Here is a 17,330-nt window from a genome sequence, read left to right on the forward strand (position 1 = left end):
GTCGTTCTCCGGGTTGGCCGCGTCCCGGCGCGCCCTCGCCACCACCCCCCTCCCCTCGACCGCGGCGAGACCTCCCCCCCGCTCCGCGCCCCGCCCCGGGCCCTGGCCGGGAGACCCGCGGGGGCCGGCCAGGGCGGGGAGCCGCTGCCGTTTGCGGCGCCCCGGGACGCGGAGGAAACTCCGCGCCCTTCCCGCGCGGTGAAGGGGAGGCCAGCCCCGCGCGGAAAGCGTTGCACCTCAGCAGTCGAGGCGCACTTCATCGCTCAGCGGCAACAGGTCGCTCGCGATGACGCCCGCCAGGCGGGGCGCGGCCCGGGTACGGCGGAGCAGCAGGAGGGGGACGCCTGGTTGCCGGTGGCGTGCAGCTCCATCACGTGGCCCGCCGCCAACTTTCCGGCCAGTTCCTCGTCGCACAGATGTACTTCAGGCGCGGGTGGTAGTGCTGGCCGAGCCACCACGTCATCCAGCGGCCGACCGAGTCGTCAGCGCGGGGGTCGGTGTGCAGGGCGTGCAGCCACAGGGAATCGCCGTCGGCGATCTGGAGCCGCCGGGTGTCGACCGTGGAGGCGATCGAGGTGACGGCGGCGCCGCGCAGCATCGTCCCCTCGTACACGACCCGCGCCTGCGCCGCTCCGCGGGGGCTGTTGCGCAGGGCGCTGAGCACCGGCGGTTCGACCGGGTCGGCCTCCGGCCCCCCCGGCAGCGCATCCACTCCGTGCGCGCCTGCACCAGCGCCTTGAGGGCCTGACGGTGATCGGCCCTTGCCGGGCCGGTGCGGTAGCACGGCGGGGGCGGCGGCTTCGGGTCCTCCGCGTCAAGGTCGTCATAGGTCGGCAGCGGCATCGCTTACGCCTTCGTGCGCGAGTTGAGGGATGACACGTCACGCGGGTCGTACTTCTTCCCGCTGAGCCGCACGTCGAGGGCGTGCAGGATCAGGGGGGGGCGGCGGGACCGCAGTATGCGGCCACCTCGTCGGCGGCCAGCCACCGGTGGTGGTCCAGGCCGCGGCCCAAGGTGATGTGGTGGTTCTGTGGCACCAGACCGCAGGAGCGCACCCGGTGCCGGTAGGCGGGGGTTGCGGTCTGCGGGTCGGCGGGGGTCAGGTCGGTGGCGAGCTGCCGGCCCATCGCCACCTCCAACCCGGTGGCGAACCTGACGGCGGTTGCCAGCCCCACCCACCCGTTGTGGTTGGGCACGACGCCCGGCAGCTTGTACAGGCCGTCGGGGTCACCGACGGCGTGGAGGCCCAGCACCTGGTCGAGCGGGTTCAGCAGCACGGCGTGGTAAAAGAGCCGCGGGCAGCGAGCGGGGGGCGGGGGCATCGGGTCTCCGTTACAAGTCGGGCGCGGCCGGGGCGGCGGCGCCATGAAGGGGCGTCAGGCCGCGGATATGAGAGGGCTCTGGTCAGACAACGGGGGCGCCCGTAGCTCACGGGGTGTCCGGGCGGCGGGCGAAACGGGTCGGGCTCATTGCGGCCTGCGGCGCGAGGCGGCATCGGCCAGGTCCAGCAGTCGCGCAACAACGGCGATCAGGTGAGGTGTCGTGACAGCCTCGGCGGCGCGCAGCCGGCGGGCCCAGTCGAGGAAGGCGCGGATCTCCAAGCGCGCGGGGTCCGCCTTCGGCAGGTCCCCGCAGCGGCGCTCCGCGAAGGGGGTGAGCCTGGCCCACGACGCCCACACCACCTTGCGCGCCCCGTGCCAGCTGTCCGGGTCGGCGTAGTAGAGGCCGGGCATCCCCAGGTAGACCAGGGCTTCGGAGATCCGCGCAGTGTCGTAGAACCGGGCACCCGTTCGCGGTGGTCGCCGACAGGCTCGCGGGGCAGGGTGCAGGTGACCACCTTGCCAGTGCTCCACCGGGTGAAGCACCACGTGCCCCCGAGATGAGATGACTCGTTGCGTACGAGCAGCAGCCCCCGCCCGCTCTCACAGGCGTCCTGGCGATCTGCGGACGCGTGCGGCAGACGCGGCATCCGCGGGCACCCGTCCGCCACCGCCACGTCGATCGCCGACTCGTACAGCGAGAGGGTCAGGACGACATCGCGGCCCGGCACGGCCCCGTGCAAGAACGCGTTGGCGACCAGCTCGCCGATCACGTAGTTCGCGGTCGCGACCACCTCCTCACGGAGGGCCCACCGACGAAGCTGCGCGGTTGCGGCATGGCGCAGGTCCCGAACCTCGTTGGCGTCCACCCGAGGCAGCGGAGGCGTGCCGGCCGCGTGCCCGGTGGGCTGATGCCTCCTTGCCATGAAGTCGAGGGGCCGCTCTCGAACGTAGCCGCGGGGGAAAGCCGCGTCGGGTGGGCCGTCCCTCAACGTCTCGGTCATCGTCTGGCCTCCTGGCTGATGGCGCAACGGGTGGCTCTGCCGATCTGTACGCGCTTGTAATTTCGGAGTCGGGCAGGTGGGCCCTGCCCCGGCGCCGTGCGTCACGGCCGAAGGCAGCCTTCCCGGAGGGGCGCGAAGGGCCGCATCCGGTTCTCCGTCTCGGACCACAACTACGTTCGCGTATGGGAAAGTTAACGTGCAAGCGAAAGCGCGATCGCGCGTAAATTGGCACATGCCAGTTACCGGACAGGGGGTGCCTTCTGCTGGGCAGGGCGTGCGAAACTCCGGACTGCACACCCGGTTTGGCGGACAGGCCCCTCAACCCGGTGGACAGAACCATGCGTTTCTCGGACAGACAGCGGATTGGGGGTCAGGTGGCAGCACGACGTGGGCCGACGTACCTGCGCGTCATCCTGGGCACGGAACTGAGGACACTGCGAGAGCGGACGGGCGAGACCGCCGAGGCGGTCTCAGAAGCCCTCGGCTTCTCGCGGACCAAGCTCAGCCGAGTCGAGAAGGGCGACATCCCGTTGCCGAAGCTCGCCGATCTTGAGCGTTTGATGGACCGCTACAAGATCACGGACCCCGACGACAGGGAGACCCTGCTGGCGATGCAGCGTGGCTCCCTCAGCACAGAACCATGGACGTGCTACCGCCACATCCTGCCATCCGGCGGGCCGCTGTTCTTCGGGCTGGAGCGCGACGCCAAGCGCATCTGCGGGTACGAGAACACCGTGGTCGCTGGGCTGCTCCAGACCGAGCCGTATGCCCGATCCCAGTTGAACTCAGCAAAGATAGTGGAAGAACGCACGACAGAGTTTGTCGAGCACGGCGTCCGAGTGCGCATGGAGCGGAAGAAGAAGATCGAAGCTCCCAATGGCGCCGAGCTGCACATCATCCTGACGGAGAACACACTGCGCACGGTAATCGGCTCGCCCGAGGTCATGCGTGCTCAGTACGAAGAGATCATCCGTCTCAACGAGCTGGAGAACGTAGAGGTCCAGATCATCCCCGAAAGCCTGCCCACGTACCGTGCTGCCTGGAGCTTCACGATGCTGGAGTTCGATGCACTCGGCCCAGTGATCCAGAGCGACAGCTACAAGGCTTCGACCATGTGGTCGAAGGAGACGGACGTGTGGCAGTACCAGCGGCACTTCAGTGCCATGGCCAAAGCGGCGCCTGGCCCCTTGGAGACGCCGCGCATCCTGCACGAACTTGAACGGAAACTGTGGAGATGACGAGCATTCACACCCACCCCTGTGCGACCGAGCTGGCTCCCGAGACGACGTGGATCAAGTCGTCCTACAGCACGCAGGACAACGGAAACTGTGTCGAGATTGCGCCCCTGACCGCTGAGGTGGGCATCCGAGACTCTAAGGTCAAGGATGGCCCTGCCCTGCGCGTCCGGTCGGCCACATGGTCAGCATTCGTGGAGTTCATCGTTCGCTGATGTACACCGAGGGCGCAGCCCTCACCCGGAAAGCAACGGCCCTCCTCTGGCGAAGAGAGGAGGGCCGCTCTGCGTTCATCTCCCCCGCACTCCAGCCGCGCCACCCTATGAGGCAGGCCCTCGTGCCACTGCTATGACACGCACCCGACGAGGCCGGACAGCGAGGACCTTGAAGAACGGATCACCTACGCCGACTGGGCCACGGCCTCTCAGGGCTGCTACGCCACAGCCCAGGTCCTCAGCGGTGTCCACCACGAACAAGGGGATCCCGTCGTGGTGGCGATCGACAACCGGGTACCTGCCCGGGCGTGACACCTCTGGGCAAGCGCTCTGGGTATGAGGCGACAGCCCTGGCAGCAGTGGCGCTGGACTACGCGCGATGCACGTCGGCAACTCGATTGCGCCGTCATTTGAACTTGCTCTCTCCACGCCAGACGGTCAGGCCTGGTCGATACGGCGAAAGACTTGCCCGGTCGGACAGGTCCTCGCTGTGCACGATGCGCGCACTACACCGCCAGCCCTCTGTCGGCGTACGGTCGCGTACAACACCGGCCCGGCCGGCGGCCTCGCGCAACCGGCCCGCCGGGCCGCAGCAACACCGGGGCGTCGCTGCGGTCGTGTTCAACAAGAGTGAGGAGTGAACCCGATGAACACCCTCGATCTGCTTACCGGACAGACCACTGGCATCACCTGGCGAAAGAGCACTTACAGCGCGGCGGACAACGAGTGTCTGGAGATCACCGCATCCCACGAGAGGGTCACGGTACGGGACTCGAAGTGCGTAGACCGTCAGCCCCTGGTGCTCTCCCGGTCCGCTTTCGCCGACTTCGTCGCCGGATGCCGCACGGGCCACTGGCACACACCAGGCTGAAGAAGCACGCACGCCGGAAGGGGCCGCCCGACCTGGGAAGTTCCGCTTCACTGACCGCGCTTGGCGCCGGCTGGACACACGATGTCCAGCGGCAGGCCGGCCCGGCATGCGTCATTCGCGGTGTCCGCAGTACCGCCCCCTTTCCCCGAGGGCGGGGTGCCGTCCCAGACGGCGACCAGCCGGTCCGCCCGTTCCAAGAGCGCGCGGTTGACGGCCGCGTACACTTCGCGGTTCGCCGTGCTGTGCGGAATGACCACGACTTCCCCTGCGGCGTCGAGCAGGCGGTCAAAGGTGGGCGCGTGGTCGAGCTTGACCTTGTCCTGCCGGTAATCGCGGCAGGGCAGGACGACGCACAAGCTGCCGCCGGCTTCCAGTACAGCGCCGGCGAAAACGCTGTCGGCTCCGCGTGCCACGCACGAGACGCCGACGAGGCCGGTGCCGGCGTAGGGGGCCAGCAGCTCACAGCTCACGCAGTGCCCAGGGTGATGTCCGTGTGGCCGGTGACCGCGAATGTCGTCATTCAACGGGGCCCTTTCAGCTCGGCAGCAGTTCGCGGCACCTACCGCGGACCTCGCGCACCGGCCGGGACGTGTCGCGTCCCACGGTGTAGGGGCACAGGCTGCACAGCTGGGCGCGCACGCGGTGCGAACGGGCGCGCGAATCGGCATTCAGCGCCCAGCGGGCATATCAGGTCAACAGGCCGGAGCGAGCAGCAAGCCCACGCAGTTCGGACGTGGTGCGCCCGGAGACCAGCAGCCCGGAGATGAGAGACTTCACAGCGGGGCGCGCGTGCGTCTCTTCCGGCGCTGCTTGTTCGGCGGTCAGCAGGGCTCGTACGCATTCGTCACGGCGACCGCGGTGAGCGAGAGCGGTGGCGACATCCGTGTAGTAGCGCGAGCGCCGCTCTTGGCTGGGGAGGGCCTTGGGCGAGAGGGCGCGGGCAGCGGCGAGCGCAGCTGCAGGGTCGCCGACGGAGTTTTCCGCGGAGATCAGGTGAAGCTGGACGGTGACGGGGCCAAAGCCCCCGCCGTGATCGCGAAGTAGGGTGGTGCCTCCGAGAGCGTCGGCGATGGAGGCGGCCTCGGCCGTCAGGTCGCGCATGCCGTCGCGATCGCCGTTGCGGGCGGCGGTGTAGGCCGCGCACTGAATGAGCAAGCCGCGCTGAGCAGCGCCCCGCCGTCCGGCGGTGCGGAGAGCAGGATCGTCGGCGGCATCCAGGGCGACGGAAAGCGCCGCGTCGTGCCAGTGGGCCTTGCGGCCCAGGACCGCGAGGTTGCGGGCGGCCTCTGCGACCGCGAGCGGGTCGTTGGCAGCAGTGGCGAGCTGGCGGGCGCGGTCGGCGGCCATCCAGCCGAGCTGCTGCTCGTCGAGCTTGATGAGCATGCGGGTGGCCAGGGTGTAGCTCTGGGCGAGCAGCAGCGCAGGCTCGGGGCTGTCGCTGCTGCTCGTCAGCGCATGTCCGGCCTGCAGGAGCCGGGGGAGGCGGACGGCGAGGCTGGTGTACTGGCATGTGTGGAAGTCAGTCAGTGCGTGGGACAGTTCCCAGCCCAAAGTCTCGGGCCGCATATCGGGGAGCCGACTGCCCAGACCAAGCATCGCATCCCCCAGGCGGCTGACGAGGGTCTCCCCCACAGCTGCCTCGCTGGTGGTGCCCTTGTCGCCGCTCAGGAGCGGGGCACCGGCGGCTGCGGCGGCCGTGACCGCCAGATTCACAAGCAACTTCCTTCGCCGCACTGCTGTTTCACCGTCCTCCTGCCGGGAGCTGCCCACCTTATGAGCGGGAAGGCGGGGGTACGCCGAGATCGGTCCGACTACCTGGCCGTGTCGCACCTCGGCCACAGGTGCGCGAGCGGCGAGGCCGAGGGACTTCAGGGGGATGTCGAGGGCATGGGCGAAGCACCGGAGCACGGCCACATCGGTCAGGGGGGAGATACCGCGCTCATAGCGGGAGACCTGGGCCGTGGAGTATCCGGTGAGCTGCCCCGAGGTGGGCGAGCGTCCATCCCTTCTCTTTGCGGGCCCGGCGTACCAACTCCCCGGGTGAGCAAGCTGGAAAGGCAGGATCTGAGGTACCGGTCATCACACACCCCGTCCGCTTCGTGAGCCGAGGCCGCGCTGTCGCCGTAGAGATACCCAGCCGGTGTGGCCAGACCCGTTTGCATCGGATGCAAACGGGGTTGCATCTCCCGACAGTGCCCCTGCCGTCAGCTTCCCCCCTGCGGTGACGTGGACGTGCGGCCGGCCGGCACCCGGCAGGCCGCCCCGCGAACCCAGGAGAAACTGGTGCAGCCCTTGTTCTCCACAGCGCCCGCGACGCCGGCCGCCGACGCCCGCCTCGCCCCCTCGTACTTCTTCCACACCGACGATCTGCCGACGGTCCTCGCCGACCTGCTGGCCCAGTGCCGCACCGTCTTCGCCATCAAGGCCGCCATGACCACCCTCCTCGACACCCTCGACCGCGCACACCCCTTGGCTCAGGAAGGCGGTCACATCGAGGACGGCGCCTTGGTCCACGGGCCGGTCACCGTACAACCGGGTGCGTGCATCGAGGCAGGCGCCCAGGTCATCGGCCCGGTCGTGGTGGGCGCCGGTGCCGTCGTCGCCGCAGGTGCCCTGGTGCGCGACCACAGTTTCATCGGCCCCGGCTGCCGCATCGGCTTCGGCGCAGAGGTCACCCGCAGTCTGCTGGCCGGGCACGTCTTCATGAAGCACCCCAGCTTCATCGGCGACTCGGTCATCGGACGGCGCGTCAACATCGGATCGTTCTGCTCCACCACCGCACTGCGGTGCGACCGCGGACCGGTCGCCGAACCGGCCCTGGACGAAATCACGGTCACCCTCGGCGGGCAGCGCACCGGCACCGGACAGACGAAGTTCGGCGCCGTCATCGGCGACGAGGTGACCCTGCCCGCCGGAACCGTCCTGGCCCCGGGCACGCTCATCGGCCCCCGCACCGTCATCTACCCGCGCGACCACGTCGGCGGCTTCCTGCCCGCTGACTCCCGGGTCCGGTGACACGATGACCTTGACCTCTGTCTCCGCGATCGATGACACCGCCGTTCTGCGCGTGACCGGCGGCCGGACGCTGTCCGGCCGGATCCCGGTGCAGGGCAGCAAGAACGTCGCCCTGCACCTGTACGCGGCGGCTCTTCTGGCCGACACCCCCGTCTGCCTCACCGCCGCGCCGGACATCATCGACACCCACGTGTGTGCGCCGAGATCCTCACCCGCACCGGAGCCGCCACCACCGCCGAGAAGGGCCGGTTCACCGTGGGCCCGGCCACGACGGTTCGCCCGGTCATCGACGCCGACCTGGGCCGCCGCGTGCGCACCACCGCCGTCCTGGCCGCCGCCGTCCTGGCCCGCGCCGGACAGGTCGTCTTCCCCTACCCGGGCGGCGACGCCTTCTGCCCACGCCTGATCGACCGGCACCTGGCCGCCATGCAGGCCGCCGGCGCCCGCGTCACCGCCGACGCCACCGGCCTCCACGCCCGAGCACCGCGCGGGCGGCTGCACCCGTTCACCGTCGACGTGGCCACACCGTACGGGCCCAGCCTCGGCGCCACGGTGACCGCCCTGCTGCTCGCCGCCCGCACGCCGGGCACCAGCCGGATCACTCACCCGTCCATCGAGCCCGAAGTCACCGAGACCGCCCGCTTCCTCGCCGAACGCGGCGCCACCGTCGACGCCGATCAGGGCGGCCTGCACGTCACCGGCCATGACTGGATCGCCGGAGGGACGTTCGCGGTGGCCGGTGACCGCATCGAGGCCGCCACCATGATCATGATGGCCGCGGCCACCGGCGGCAGCATCACCCTCGACGGCATCAGCACCACAGATCTCCCCCAGGGGCTCACCGAGGTCTTCGCCGCCGCCGGCCTCAAGGTCGCCGACGGCGCGGACGGCGCCCTCCGCGCGCACCACCACAGCCTGCGCGCCGCGCAGATCGCCACCGGACCGCACCCCGGCGTACCGACCGACACCGCACCCCAACTCGCCGCCCTGCTCACCCAGGCCCAGGGCACCTCGCTGATCACCGAACGGGTGTACCCCCGCCGCGACACCCACTGTGCGGGACTGCGCGCCTTCGGCGCCGACCTCACCTCCCGCGGCCCGGCCATTCGCGTCCACGGGCCCGTGCGCCTGCGAGCGGCGCAGGTGGCTGCCGGGGACATCCGTGCGGTGACCGCGCTGCTGATCGCCGCCCTCGCCGCCGACGGCACCTCTACGATCCGGGGAACCTTCCATCTCCGGCGCGGCTACGGCCACCTGCTGACCCACCTCGCCACGCTGGGAGCCGACATCACCCAGACCACGGAAGAGGCACCCTGATGCCCGTACCGTTCCCCGCCGCCGACACCGCCCGCCTGCACGAGACCCTGACCGCCGTCGTCGACGACGGCGCCAGCCCCGGCGGCGTCGTCATCTGCGGCACCACCGACGGCCAGCAGCGCGTCCTGACGGCCGGCACCGTCGCCCCCGAATGCGGCGACGCACCCCCCACCGCCGAGACGGTCTACGACATCGCCTCCCTGACCAAGGTCGTCGCCACCTGGCCCCTGACCGGCCGCGCCCTCGACGCCGGGCTCCTCAAGCTGGACGAGCCGGTACGCACCGCGCTGCCGCCGATCTCCGGAGAGGCCCCCAGCGGCGCCCCGACCATCCGGCAGTTGCTCACCCACACCTCCGGCCTGCGCGCCTCCACCCGCCTGGACCACTACCGCGGCACCAACACCCCGCTGCACGAACTTCTGCTGCGCGAACCACTGGAGACCGAGCCCGGAGCGCACCGGTACATCAACCGCGGCTACATCCTGCTCGGCCTGGCCCTGGCCCACCTCCACCAGGCACCCCTGGACATGCTCGGCCGCGAATTGTGGACCGGCCTGGGCATGCACCGCACCTGCTACGGCCCCGTCACCCGGTCCCGGAACGTCGCCCCGACCGAACAGCGCATGCCCGGCGCCCCCGGATCTGGGGCGCCGCCCACGACGACAACGCCGCCCTGATGGGCGGCATCGCCGGACACGCAGGCGTCTTCTCCACCCCCGGCGACCTCGCCGCCTACGCGCAAGCCCTGATCACCGCCTACCAGGACGGCGGCGCGCTGAGCGGCTGGCTGCGGGCCAGCCTGGGCCCGCACGCCCCGATCGAGCCGGGCCTTGACCGCGGCCTGTCCTGGGTGCTGGCCGACGGCGGCCGCACCACCTACCACCACGGCTTCACCGGCACCAGCCTCTACCTGGCCCCCGACACCGGCCGCTACCTGGTCATCTGCACCAACGCGGTCTACCACGGCGCCGCCCGCACCCGCATCGCACCCCTACAATCCCTCGCCCTCAAAACCATCGCCGCCATCTGACCCCGGGAGGGCCCCGGTGGGTGAACTGCTGGCCGACCACACCACCCTGCGCCTGGGCAGCCCCGCCGACCGGCTGCTCACCACACCGCCCCCGAGCTAGGGACCTACAAGATCCGCCAGCGCAGTCCAGTGCATGTGCGTCGCCGTCGTGCGTATCTCGCCGTCGCAGCGCCGCCGAGCGGCGATCTTCGTCCTCCGCAGCCGGGGTTTCCTGCCCTCTTCTTGCAGGCGCCGGATGAGGCGAAGCAGGAGTGGTCGCGAGGCAAGAATGCTCTGCCGGAGGTGATCATGGCCGAGTGTGACGTTGCACAGGCGAAGTGGCATTGGGTAGTCGTTGGAGGGTGCGGCACCGGCCCAACCGGGCTGCGCCGGCGTTTACACGGCGGAGTACCGACGGAAGCCGTCGGGAGGCACCATTTGTTCATGCGTATTCTCATCATGGGCGGGACGTGGTTTCTGGGCCGAGCGGTTGCCGAGGAGGCGCTGCGCCGCGGGTGGGAGGTGAGCACCTTCAACCGCGGGCGCTCGGGCTCGGGTGTACCGGGGGTGCGAGCGGTGCACGGTGACCGGACGGATCCGAAGGACTTGGCGGCTCTGGCAAGGTACGGCCCGTGGGAGGCGGTGGTGGATACGTCGTCTTCGGAGCTGCCACCGCGCGACGTCTTGGCTGGCGCCCGTGCCCTTCAGGCAGTGGCTGAACGGTACGTGTACGTCTCGACGGTCAATGCCTACCGCGACTGGCCGGACGCTCCGTTGACAGAGATGTCTGAGCTGCTGGACGGACCGCCGGATGCGGATGCCGAGTACGGACGGCTGCCTGAGGGATGGCAGGGTCCGGACTGGTATTACGGGCGGCAGAAGGCCGGAGCCGAGCGGGCGGTGCTGGAGGTGTTCGGGGAGAATCGGTCGGTGCTGCTGCGTCCGGGCGTCATCTTGGGGCCGGGCGAATACGTGGGGCGTCTGCCGTGGTGGCTGCGCCGGGCGGAACGGGGTGGCCGCATTCTGGCACCGGGAGATCCGGCCAAGAGCATTCAGCCGGTGGATGTGCGCGACGTGGCGGTCTTCGCCCTGGATCAGGCAGCGGCTTCGGCGGGCGGGGCCTACAACGTAGTGGCCCCGGTGGGGCGCGAGACGATGGGTGGTCTGCTGGAGGCGTGTCGTGAGGTGACCGGATGCCGCGGCACGCTGTGCTGGGTGCCGGACGCTTTCCTGCTCGAAGAGGGCGTGGAGCAGTGGACGGAGCTTCCGTTGTGGCGAACACACGCGGGGGTGTGGAATATCGCCTCACAGCGGGCGCAAGCGGCCGGGCTGGTGTGCCGGCCGCTTGCGCAGACGGTGGGCGCGACGTGGCAATGGCTACGTGAAGGCGGTGTGGCGGTGGCGCACTCTCGGGCTGCCGAGCACGGCCTTGATGCGGGTAAGGAACAGCGGTTGTTGAAGGTGTTCGATGGCCGGATGTCACGTTTCGAGGGCGAGATGTGATCCGCTCAGTTGGCGTGCGATGGACACGGCGGTGAAGTCCTCAATGCGCTCACCGAGGTCGGCTGCTTGAGCGGTGGTACGGAAGTCAGGGTGGGTGAGTTGAGCGCGGGTCGCGGCGAGACGTTCGAGGACGCCGACGCTGCGCCAGTCGCGCGGAACGTCGAAGACGGGTCCCAGGGCTTCGCAGGCGCCGTCGAGTTCACGGCGCAGGAGGCGGGCGCGTGCGAGGTCGGTTGAGGCTTGCGAGGAGATGAGCATCGGGCGGGTGCCGTCCGTGTGCTCGTCGAGCAGGTGCAGGGCGTGGGTGGCGGCTTCTTCGGCTCCGGCGGCATCGCCGATGAGCAGGAAGGTGGTGGCATTGCTCATGGCGAGACGCTCGGGGGTGAACCCGAACTCGCCGCCGATGTCGTCATGCAGTTCATCGCGGCCCGTGTGGCGGTCATCCAGGGCGCGTCGCCGGTCTCGGTGTGCAAAGGTCTGGCCGGCCCGGCCGACCCGTACCCGGCGGAGCCGTGCGTGGAGCTGGGCGGCATCGAGGCGACCCTCGCATTCGCTCTGCTCGACCTGCTGGACCCGAGCGAGGGCGCGATGCCCGACTGCGACGACTGGGAACACCTGCCCCAGCTCACCGTGCTCCTCACCGCGGCCCTGGAGGAGACGACCGGCGTAAGCCTGGACATCACGGCCGAGCCCGCATGCTGCACCTGCGACCGCCCGAACCGCTTCCGCCTCGGCCGCCTCACTTCCAGCTCCGCCCGCACCCTCGCCCACACTGTCCACACCGCCGTCGACCGACGCCAAGGAGGGCCTGCGCATGACCGCTCCTGAAAACGAGGTGCACATCATCGACAAGAACACTTTCAAGGTGACGCACACTCAGCACGGACCGCACACGGTGGTCGGCCTACAAGGCGACTTCGACGTCTACAGCGCGCCGGCGCTCCGTGAGGTGCTGTGGCCGCTTGCGGCGAACGCACGGGGCAACCTGATCGTCGTCGTGGACAGCCAACGCCGCGCGATGGAATTCTTCGATTCGACTTGCCTTGGCGTGCTCATCGGCGCCCTGAGGAAGTTCCAGGCATCGGGGCACGGCATCCATGTGGTCGACGCTCCTGACGGGATGCTCCGCAAAATCTTTCGCATCGCCGGCCTCTCGCGCGTCATGCCCGTGCACGAGCATCTGAACGAGGCAATTGCCGCTGCGCCGCATCACGGCCAGGCAGACTGAGGAACACCTCGCCCGGAGAGCCCTCAGCGCCATGGCAGGTCCGCTGGCGCAAGGCCGTTCCGATCAGAAGAGGTTGTAGTGCGTGTGCAGCTCACGCTCACCGATGCCGTCCAGGTGTCCATCACTGGCCTCATGCGGCGGCAGCGCGGGCGACCTCGTCCAGGAACTCCCGGGCGGCCTGACACAGCTCGATGCTGCGCAGGGGCGAGGAGAGCGCTGAGGAGCGGGCCCCGTTGTTCACCGCGGCGGCCCGGCTGAGTGCGATGGCGGGCATTTCGGGCTGGCGCAGCGGTACATGGTGCAGCCGCTGCCTCGCCCACTGGACGGACCTGGCACGCAGTCTTCACACCCCGCCCGCTGGGGCTGATGCGGCTGCACGCCGTGGCGGACCGCGGTTATGCCGCGGGCGGTCACTGGGGGGGGAGGCGTTGGGTGCTCTGGGGGAGGAGGGGCAGGTGTGGCGCTACTTGTCGTCGAGGTCTTCGCTGAAGGTGAGGTCCAGCTCGGCCGCGAGGGCCTGGGCGAGCTGGAGTGTCTGAGCGTGGTCGATGACGACCTGCTCGAGCGAGGTCAGGCTGTGAAGCGGGGAGATGTCGTTACCCTGGAGGTCCGGGCTGCGCTGCGGTACGTCCCGCCGTCGAACTCGGTCAGCCGTAGATACTCAAGCGCGCCGGTAGGTGGCGGACACCCGGTGCGCGAGTATGCGGACGAGCTCGGAGTTTTTGAGCAAACCTCGCCGCCAGGCCTTCTGACTGCCGCCTTGTGATGCAAGGAGAGCTGTGACGACCCAACTGGTTGCCGACGACGGGGCCTTTCCGCCGGTTCCGCCGTCGGACGTGGACGACGTCGCCTGTGTCCTGGCCGCGGACTGGGACGCCTTCCGCGGACTGGACCGGATGGCCAACCACTGGGACCGGCCCGGGTGGGGGATTCGTGATCGCACGTACTACTGGATGCTCACATTTCCCGCGGCCCCCGGCCTCATTACCGAGACCCGCGTCTGCCAGCAGCATCTGGCTCGCCATGGGCTTGATCCCGTCCCCGAGGACGGGCTGCACATCACCATGAACAGGATCGGTGCTGTGCAGGACATCGCCCGCGCCAGGGTAGACGAGCTGGCACGACAGGCCGTCGACCTGGTCGGCGGGCCCTTTGAGATCCAGGCGCACCCCTTGGCCGGCAGCCCCGGCGCCGTCCGGTTCACTGTGACCCCCTGGCCCGCCCTCGTTCGCCTCCACGCAGCCCTCGGGCACGCCGCTCACGCCACAGCGCTCCCGGTACGGGGGCGGCCGACCGGCCTTTTCCGCCCTCATCTCGGCATCTTCTACTGTCCCGCCGACAGGCCGGCCGCCCCCGTGATCGAGTCCGTGGCAGCGCTGCGTCAGCGGCGTCCTATCCCTGTGCAGGTCGAATCCGTCGAACTGGTCGCACTACGGCGCGAGCACCGGGCCTACCGGTGGGACGTGCTCCACTCGGTGCCGCTGCTGCCTGCTCCTGGGGGGTCTGCGGGCTGATCTGCCGGGGGACGTGCGCCGCCGCAGAGAGCTCCGCGGGCATCGAATGCGCCCACCTCACAACAGGAGCCGGACTGTTCGGCTTGACGAGCAGCTCCGAGGCTAGCCGGGCAGATCACTGACGAGAGAAGCGGCCTGGCCAGCGAGCACCGGGGAGGCCTGCGGGCCCTCGCCTGCTCGATGCTGGCGCACTGCCAGCCGATGCAGTCGCCCGTCGACCGCGCGGACGTGAGCTATCCACGGCACAGTCGTCCGAGCCCGGCAGGACGGCGCCTTGGCCCATGGGCTGGCCATTGTGCAGGCTGGTGCACGCATCGAGGCAGGCACCCAGGTCATAGGCCCGGTCATGGTGAACACCGGTGCCGTCTTCGCGGCCGACGCGTTCGTGCGCGACCGCGGGCCAGTCGCTGAACCGGCTCTGGAAGAGATCGCCGTCACCCGCTGGGACACGGCCGGGCAACCACGCTTCCCTTTTGCTCCGGTGACGCGCCGGCGCAGCTCGGCGGTCCCGGTTCGGCTTCCGGGGTGGCGGTACGCTGTTGACCCGCCTGACAGCGCGGTCCGTTAACCCACCGCGGTCCACGCCCATGGACGCGGGCCTCGCCGCCCTTGGATGCAGGCCAGCCGGTACTGGGCCTGTGCAGCAGCGCCTGGAGCGTCACTGGCGACCTGAACGGCGAATGTGACAAGACGCAGCTCCCGGACTCCGCGGAGTACTGGGTACCCCGGCCAGGTCATGACATCGTGCCCATAAGCCCGGCAGAAACCGTTGTACGACTTGGGCGACAGGCTGCCGAAGGTGTCAGCAGCCACCGCTGTCGAGGTCAGGTCCCATTCGGGCAGGCCGAGTGAGGTGCGTTCGAAATCCAGTAGAAGGGCACCGGTTGCGGTCACTGCGCAGTTGCCTCCCCAGGCGTCGCCGTGGATCAAGGAGCGGGGGCGCCCCTGGGGGAGGTTGGTCCAGGCTTCGGTCAGTTCGCTGAGATGTTCGAGAAGCCAGGCTCTGTCCTGTTCGGTTATCGAGTGGGCTTCGCTCAGGCGGTCACGGATCCGAACGAACGGGTCCAAGTCTCCGACGGGGAACGATGGTCTGGGCAGGCCGTGCAGGCGACGGAGAAGCGGCGCGAGGTCAGCCGCGCATCCCGGCTTGTGGGGTGGCAGTTCCTCCCAGAAGGTCGCTGCCCGTCCCTGCACCACGACGGGCTGGTTCAGAGGCAGGGGGCGTACTGCTGGAACGTCGTGCTGCAGCAGCCAGCGCGCGACGGCGACCTCACGCGCAGCTGCCTGCTGCTGACCGGGGCGTGCTATCCGAACGACGATCTTTCCGGGCAGGCGCCACAGGTCGTTCTCTGCGAGCCGGATGGGAGTGGCATCCGCTGACGACAGGCCGACAACTGCGGCGACCTCTTCGAGCAGAGCGAACGAGTCTGCGGCGCGTGTCGACGTCATGGGCCGACGGTAGTGCGGATGCGCGCGCGCAGCTCGGCGACTTCGGGGATACGGGCGCGTTTGCCGCAGATGCGCCGCAGTTCCTTTATGTCGTCGAGCGCCCGCCGGGAGCTGAGCCGTCCGACCTCGTCCAAGGCCCTCATGCCGATGGCTGCCGCCTCCCGGGGGTCGCCGGTGGCCATGGTCAGCGACGCGAGTTTGGTGCCGGAAAGGGCACGGGAGCGGACATAGGCGTCGGTGTGCTTGTTGATGGCGGTCTGTAAGCGCTCGACGGCCTTGTGCGGGGTGTGGCCGCTGATGAGAGCGAGGTCGTACAGGGCGTGTCCGGTATCTCCGTGGTGCTGGGCTTCGTCGTAGTACCCCATCCAGGGCGCGTCCTGGCCCGGCCTGGCCTGGGCAACAGCCTCATCGGAGCGGCCGACCGCGGCGAGGGTCGCCTGGGTGCGGCCCATCTTCGCCAGCGCTCGCGCCCTCGCGTTGTGGAGCATCGCCCGTTCGCGAGGCGTCAGCCGGTCGGCGCGCAGGAGGCCGTTTTCGGCGTGGGTGAGGCCGTCGTCGGGAGCGCCGAGCCAGATGGCCTGGCGGGCCTGCCAGTTCAAGGCGGCAGCGCGGAGATGCCAGTTGCCGGCTTGCTCCGCGCATGCCGTTCCGACGCGGAGGTATCCCTGAGCGTCGTGGTGCTGATAGGCGTCGAAGGCGGAGGCTCCCATAACGATGGCCAGGCGGCTGACGGCTGCGAAGAGGTCGTGCTTCATCTGCTCGTCGGGGCAGTCCACACCGAGCAGTCCGGTGGCCCAGGTGAACAGGCCGGCAGAGGCGGGGCGGACCATTCCGGCACCCCCGTAGAGGTTGTCCCACTGCGCGATCTGCTGGGATGCGGCCCAGACCTGGGCGACCTCGTGCGGATGGACGGTCTTGGGCAATGCCACAGGATCACTTCGGCGGATCAGGTCGGCGAAGGTGACGGGGCTGAGGGCGGCTATACCGCCCAGGCCGAGGAAGGCGCGTCGTTCCACGGGTGACAGGTTCCCTTCCGGTAGGGATTGCGGCTTCGCCATAACCATGCCCACCCCATCCATCTCGGAGGCCATCCGAGGGGACTTGGCCGTCGGCTTGTCCGCATCACGGAGCGCGGCGCTGTCCGCTTCGACGCGGCGCCACAGCCGGCACAGGGCTCCTCCGGCGTCCAGGACCTTGTCCATGGAGGCGACCTGCTCAGCGGTGCAGGTCCGCTCGGCCTTTTCGATCTTGAGGATCGTCGCGCCGCTGAGCTGCAGTTTCACGCCAAGTTCGTTCGAGGACAGGTTCCGGGTCCGGCGCCAGTTCCGAAGTTCCTTCCCGAACCAGGCGGCCATGGACTCTCTGTCATCCAGCGCCTTCGGTTTCTGTGGCACGGCAACCACCTCAGCATCCTGATGCGGACAACGATACCGGCAGCAGACTGTACGCATCCCCGGGCTACGTGGGGCGTTTATGTCGCCGTACAGTGTTCTTTCCCCTCCCAACGCCTGCTGCCTGCCAGCTCGTTCTTGCTGTGCTGGGCTGGCGGCGCGGGGAGATACGGTGCGATGTGCAAGGGCGTCAGCGGCTCGACACGGGACATCAGCGCGTGCGGCCCGGCTCACGGGGAACCGGGCCGCGGCGCGCTGCA

General features: G+C 69.6%; 21 protein-coding genes and 1 pseudogene. 12 read left to right on the forward strand and 10 right to left on the reverse strand.

Annotation, left to right across the window (positions count from 1 at the left end):
* Positions 1 to 370 precede the first annotated feature (370 nt).
* From AB0A97_RS34705 to AB0A97_RS34720, 4 genes and pseudogenes are all read right to left on the reverse strand, one after another.
* Entirely contained in the window at positions 371 to 712 is a 342-nt protein-coding gene (locus AB0A97_RS34705) for a hypothetical protein (protein ID WP_361157736.1), read from the reverse strand.
* A gap of 220 nt (positions 713 to 932) precedes the next feature.
* Positions 933 to 1,322, reverse strand: a complete 390-nt coding sequence (locus AB0A97_RS34710) for a hypothetical protein (protein ID WP_361157738.1) — start codon at positions 1,320 to 1,322, stop codon at positions 933 to 935.
* 144 nt (positions 1,323 to 1,466) lie between these two features.
* Positions 1,467 to 1,853, reverse strand: a complete 387-nt coding sequence (locus tag AB0A97_RS34715; protein ID WP_361157860.1) for a hypothetical protein — start codon at positions 1,851 to 1,853, stop codon at positions 1,467 to 1,469.
* Between the two features lie 38 nt (positions 1,854 to 1,891).
* Positions 1,892 to 2,557 (reverse strand): annotated as a pseudogene (locus AB0A97_RS34720) (ATP-binding protein); the annotation flags it as partial.
* Positions 2,558 to 2,661: 104 nt separating this feature from the next.
* Here AB0A97_RS34720 and AB0A97_RS34725 point away from each other — a divergent pair.
* The 3 genes from AB0A97_RS34725 (at position 2,662) to AB0A97_RS34735 (ending at position 4,644) form a co-directional block, all read left to right on the forward strand.
* Complete coding sequence (locus AB0A97_RS34725; protein ID WP_361157740.1) at positions 2,662 to 3,561, forward strand: helix-turn-helix transcriptional regulator; 900 nt, start codon at positions 2,662 to 2,664, stop codon at positions 3,559 to 3,561.
* Positions 3,558 to 3,773 carry a DUF397 domain-containing protein gene (locus AB0A97_RS34730; protein ID WP_361157742.1) on the forward strand — a complete coding sequence of 72 codons (216 nt, stop codon included), beginning with the start codon at positions 3,558 to 3,560 and terminating at the stop codon, positions 3,771 to 3,773. Before AB0A97_RS34725 ends, AB0A97_RS34730 begins: the two co-directional genes overlap by 4 nt.
* A 646-nt stretch (positions 3,774 to 4,419) precedes the next feature.
* Positions 4,420 to 4,644 carry a DUF397 domain-containing protein gene (locus AB0A97_RS34735; protein ID WP_361157744.1) on the forward strand — a complete coding sequence of 75 codons (225 nt, stop codon included), beginning with the start codon at positions 4,420 to 4,422 and terminating at the stop codon, positions 4,642 to 4,644.
* A gap of 47 nt (positions 4,645 to 4,691) precedes the next feature.
* Here the strand turns inward: AB0A97_RS34735 and AB0A97_RS34740 are convergent, their stop codons facing one another.
* Both AB0A97_RS34740 and AB0A97_RS34745 read right to left on the reverse strand, forming a co-directional pair.
* On the reverse strand, positions 4,692 to 5,114 hold the full coding sequence (locus tag AB0A97_RS34740) for a hypothetical protein (RefSeq protein WP_361157747.1): 423 nt from the start codon (positions 5,112 to 5,114) through the stop codon (positions 4,692 to 4,694).
* Positions 5,115 to 5,331: 217 nt separating this feature from the next.
* Entirely contained in the window at positions 5,332 to 6,357 is a 1,026-nt protein-coding gene (locus AB0A97_RS34745; RefSeq protein WP_361157750.1) for an XRE family transcriptional regulator, read from the reverse strand.
* Positions 6,358 to 6,927: 570 nt separating this feature from the next.
* Between AB0A97_RS34745 and AB0A97_RS34750 the strand changes: the two genes are divergently transcribed.
* The 5 genes from AB0A97_RS34750 to AB0A97_RS34770 all read left to right on the forward strand — a co-directional run bounded on the left by AB0A97_RS34750 (position 6,928) and on the right by AB0A97_RS34770 (position 11,488).
* A complete protein-coding gene (locus AB0A97_RS34750) occupies positions 6,928 to 7,659 on the forward strand; it encodes a hypothetical protein (RefSeq protein WP_361157753.1) in 732 nt (243 codons plus the stop codon).
* A gap of 192 nt (positions 7,660 to 7,851) precedes the next feature.
* Positions 7,852 to 8,976 (forward strand): hypothetical protein, encoded by a 1,125-nt coding sequence (locus tag AB0A97_RS34755; protein ID WP_361157756.1) that lies wholly within the window; start codon positions 7,852 to 7,854, stop codon positions 8,974 to 8,976.
* The gene (locus tag AB0A97_RS34760; RefSeq protein WP_361157758.1) at positions 8,976 to 9,653 is read left to right on the forward strand and encodes a serine hydrolase domain-containing protein; all 678 of its coding nucleotides are present in this window, start codon (positions 8,976 to 8,978) and stop codon (positions 9,651 to 9,653) included. The genes AB0A97_RS34755 and AB0A97_RS34760 overlap by 1 nt, the downstream gene beginning before the upstream one ends.
* Complete coding sequence (locus AB0A97_RS34765) at positions 9,617 to 10,006, forward strand: serine hydrolase (protein ID WP_361157853.1); 390 nt, start codon at positions 9,617 to 9,619, stop codon at positions 10,004 to 10,006. The genes AB0A97_RS34760 and AB0A97_RS34765 overlap by 37 nt, the downstream gene beginning before the upstream one ends.
* A gap of 423 nt (positions 10,007 to 10,429) precedes the next feature.
* Positions 10,430 to 11,488 carry an NAD-dependent epimerase/dehydratase family protein gene (locus AB0A97_RS34770; protein WP_361157761.1) on the forward strand — a complete coding sequence of 353 codons (1,059 nt, stop codon included), beginning with the start codon at positions 10,430 to 10,432 and terminating at the stop codon, positions 11,486 to 11,488.
* Here AB0A97_RS34770 and AB0A97_RS34775 read toward each other — a convergent pair.
* Entirely contained in the window at positions 11,465 to 11,854 is a 390-nt protein-coding gene (locus tag AB0A97_RS34775) for a hypothetical protein (protein ID WP_361157764.1), read from the reverse strand. The genes AB0A97_RS34770 and AB0A97_RS34775 overlap by 24 nt on opposite strands.
* 45 nt (positions 11,855 to 11,899) lie before the next feature.
* Between AB0A97_RS34775 and AB0A97_RS34780 the strand changes: the two genes are divergently transcribed.
* Positions 11,900 to 12,316 (forward strand): hypothetical protein, encoded by a 417-nt coding sequence (locus tag AB0A97_RS34780; protein WP_361157767.1) that lies wholly within the window; start codon positions 11,900 to 11,902, stop codon positions 12,314 to 12,316.
* Positions 12,303 to 12,716 carry an STAS domain-containing protein gene (locus AB0A97_RS34785; protein WP_361157770.1) on the forward strand — a complete coding sequence of 138 codons (414 nt, stop codon included), beginning with the start codon at positions 12,303 to 12,305 and terminating at the stop codon, positions 12,714 to 12,716. The genes AB0A97_RS34780 and AB0A97_RS34785 overlap by 14 nt, the downstream gene beginning before the upstream one ends.
* A 130-nt stretch (positions 12,717 to 12,846) precedes the next feature.
* Here AB0A97_RS34785 and AB0A97_RS34790 read toward each other — a convergent pair whose 3' ends face one another.
* Positions 12,847 to 12,990 carry a hypothetical protein gene (locus tag AB0A97_RS34790; RefSeq protein ID WP_361157773.1) on the reverse strand — a complete coding sequence of 48 codons (144 nt, stop codon included), beginning with the start codon at positions 12,988 to 12,990 and terminating at the stop codon, positions 12,847 to 12,849.
* Positions 12,991 to 13,173: 183 nt separating this feature from the next.
* Here AB0A97_RS34790 and AB0A97_RS34795 point away from each other — a divergent pair, with 183 nt between their 5' ends.
* Both AB0A97_RS34795 and AB0A97_RS34800 read left to right on the forward strand, forming a co-directional pair.
* Entirely contained in the window at positions 13,174 to 13,482 is a 309-nt protein-coding gene (locus AB0A97_RS34795; RefSeq protein ID WP_361157776.1) for a hypothetical protein, read from the forward strand.
* 13 nt (positions 13,483 to 13,495) lie between these two features.
* The gene (locus AB0A97_RS34800) at positions 13,496 to 14,230 is read left to right on the forward strand and encodes a 2'-5' RNA ligase family protein (protein WP_361157778.1); all 735 of its coding nucleotides are present in this window, start codon (positions 13,496 to 13,498) and stop codon (positions 14,228 to 14,230) included.
* A gap of 564 nt (positions 14,231 to 14,794) precedes the next feature.
* Here AB0A97_RS34800 and AB0A97_RS34805 read toward each other — a convergent pair.
* Positions 14,795 to 15,679: an aminoglycoside phosphotransferase family protein gene (locus AB0A97_RS34805; RefSeq protein ID WP_361157781.1), complete on the reverse strand. Its 885-nt coding sequence runs from the start codon at positions 15,677 to 15,679 to the stop codon at positions 14,795 to 14,797.
* The gene (locus tag AB0A97_RS34810) at positions 15,676 to 17,130 is read right to left on the reverse strand and encodes a helix-turn-helix transcriptional regulator (RefSeq protein ID WP_361157784.1); all 1,455 of its coding nucleotides are present in this window, start codon (positions 17,128 to 17,130) and stop codon (positions 15,676 to 15,678) included. Before AB0A97_RS34810 ends, AB0A97_RS34805 begins: the two co-directional genes overlap by 4 nt.
* Positions 17,131 to 17,330: the final 200 nt, after the last annotated feature.

Source organism: Streptomyces sp. NPDC045470 (genome assembly GCF_040646595.1).
Lineage (GTDB): Bacteria > Actinomycetota > Actinomycetes > Streptomycetales > Streptomycetaceae > Streptomyces.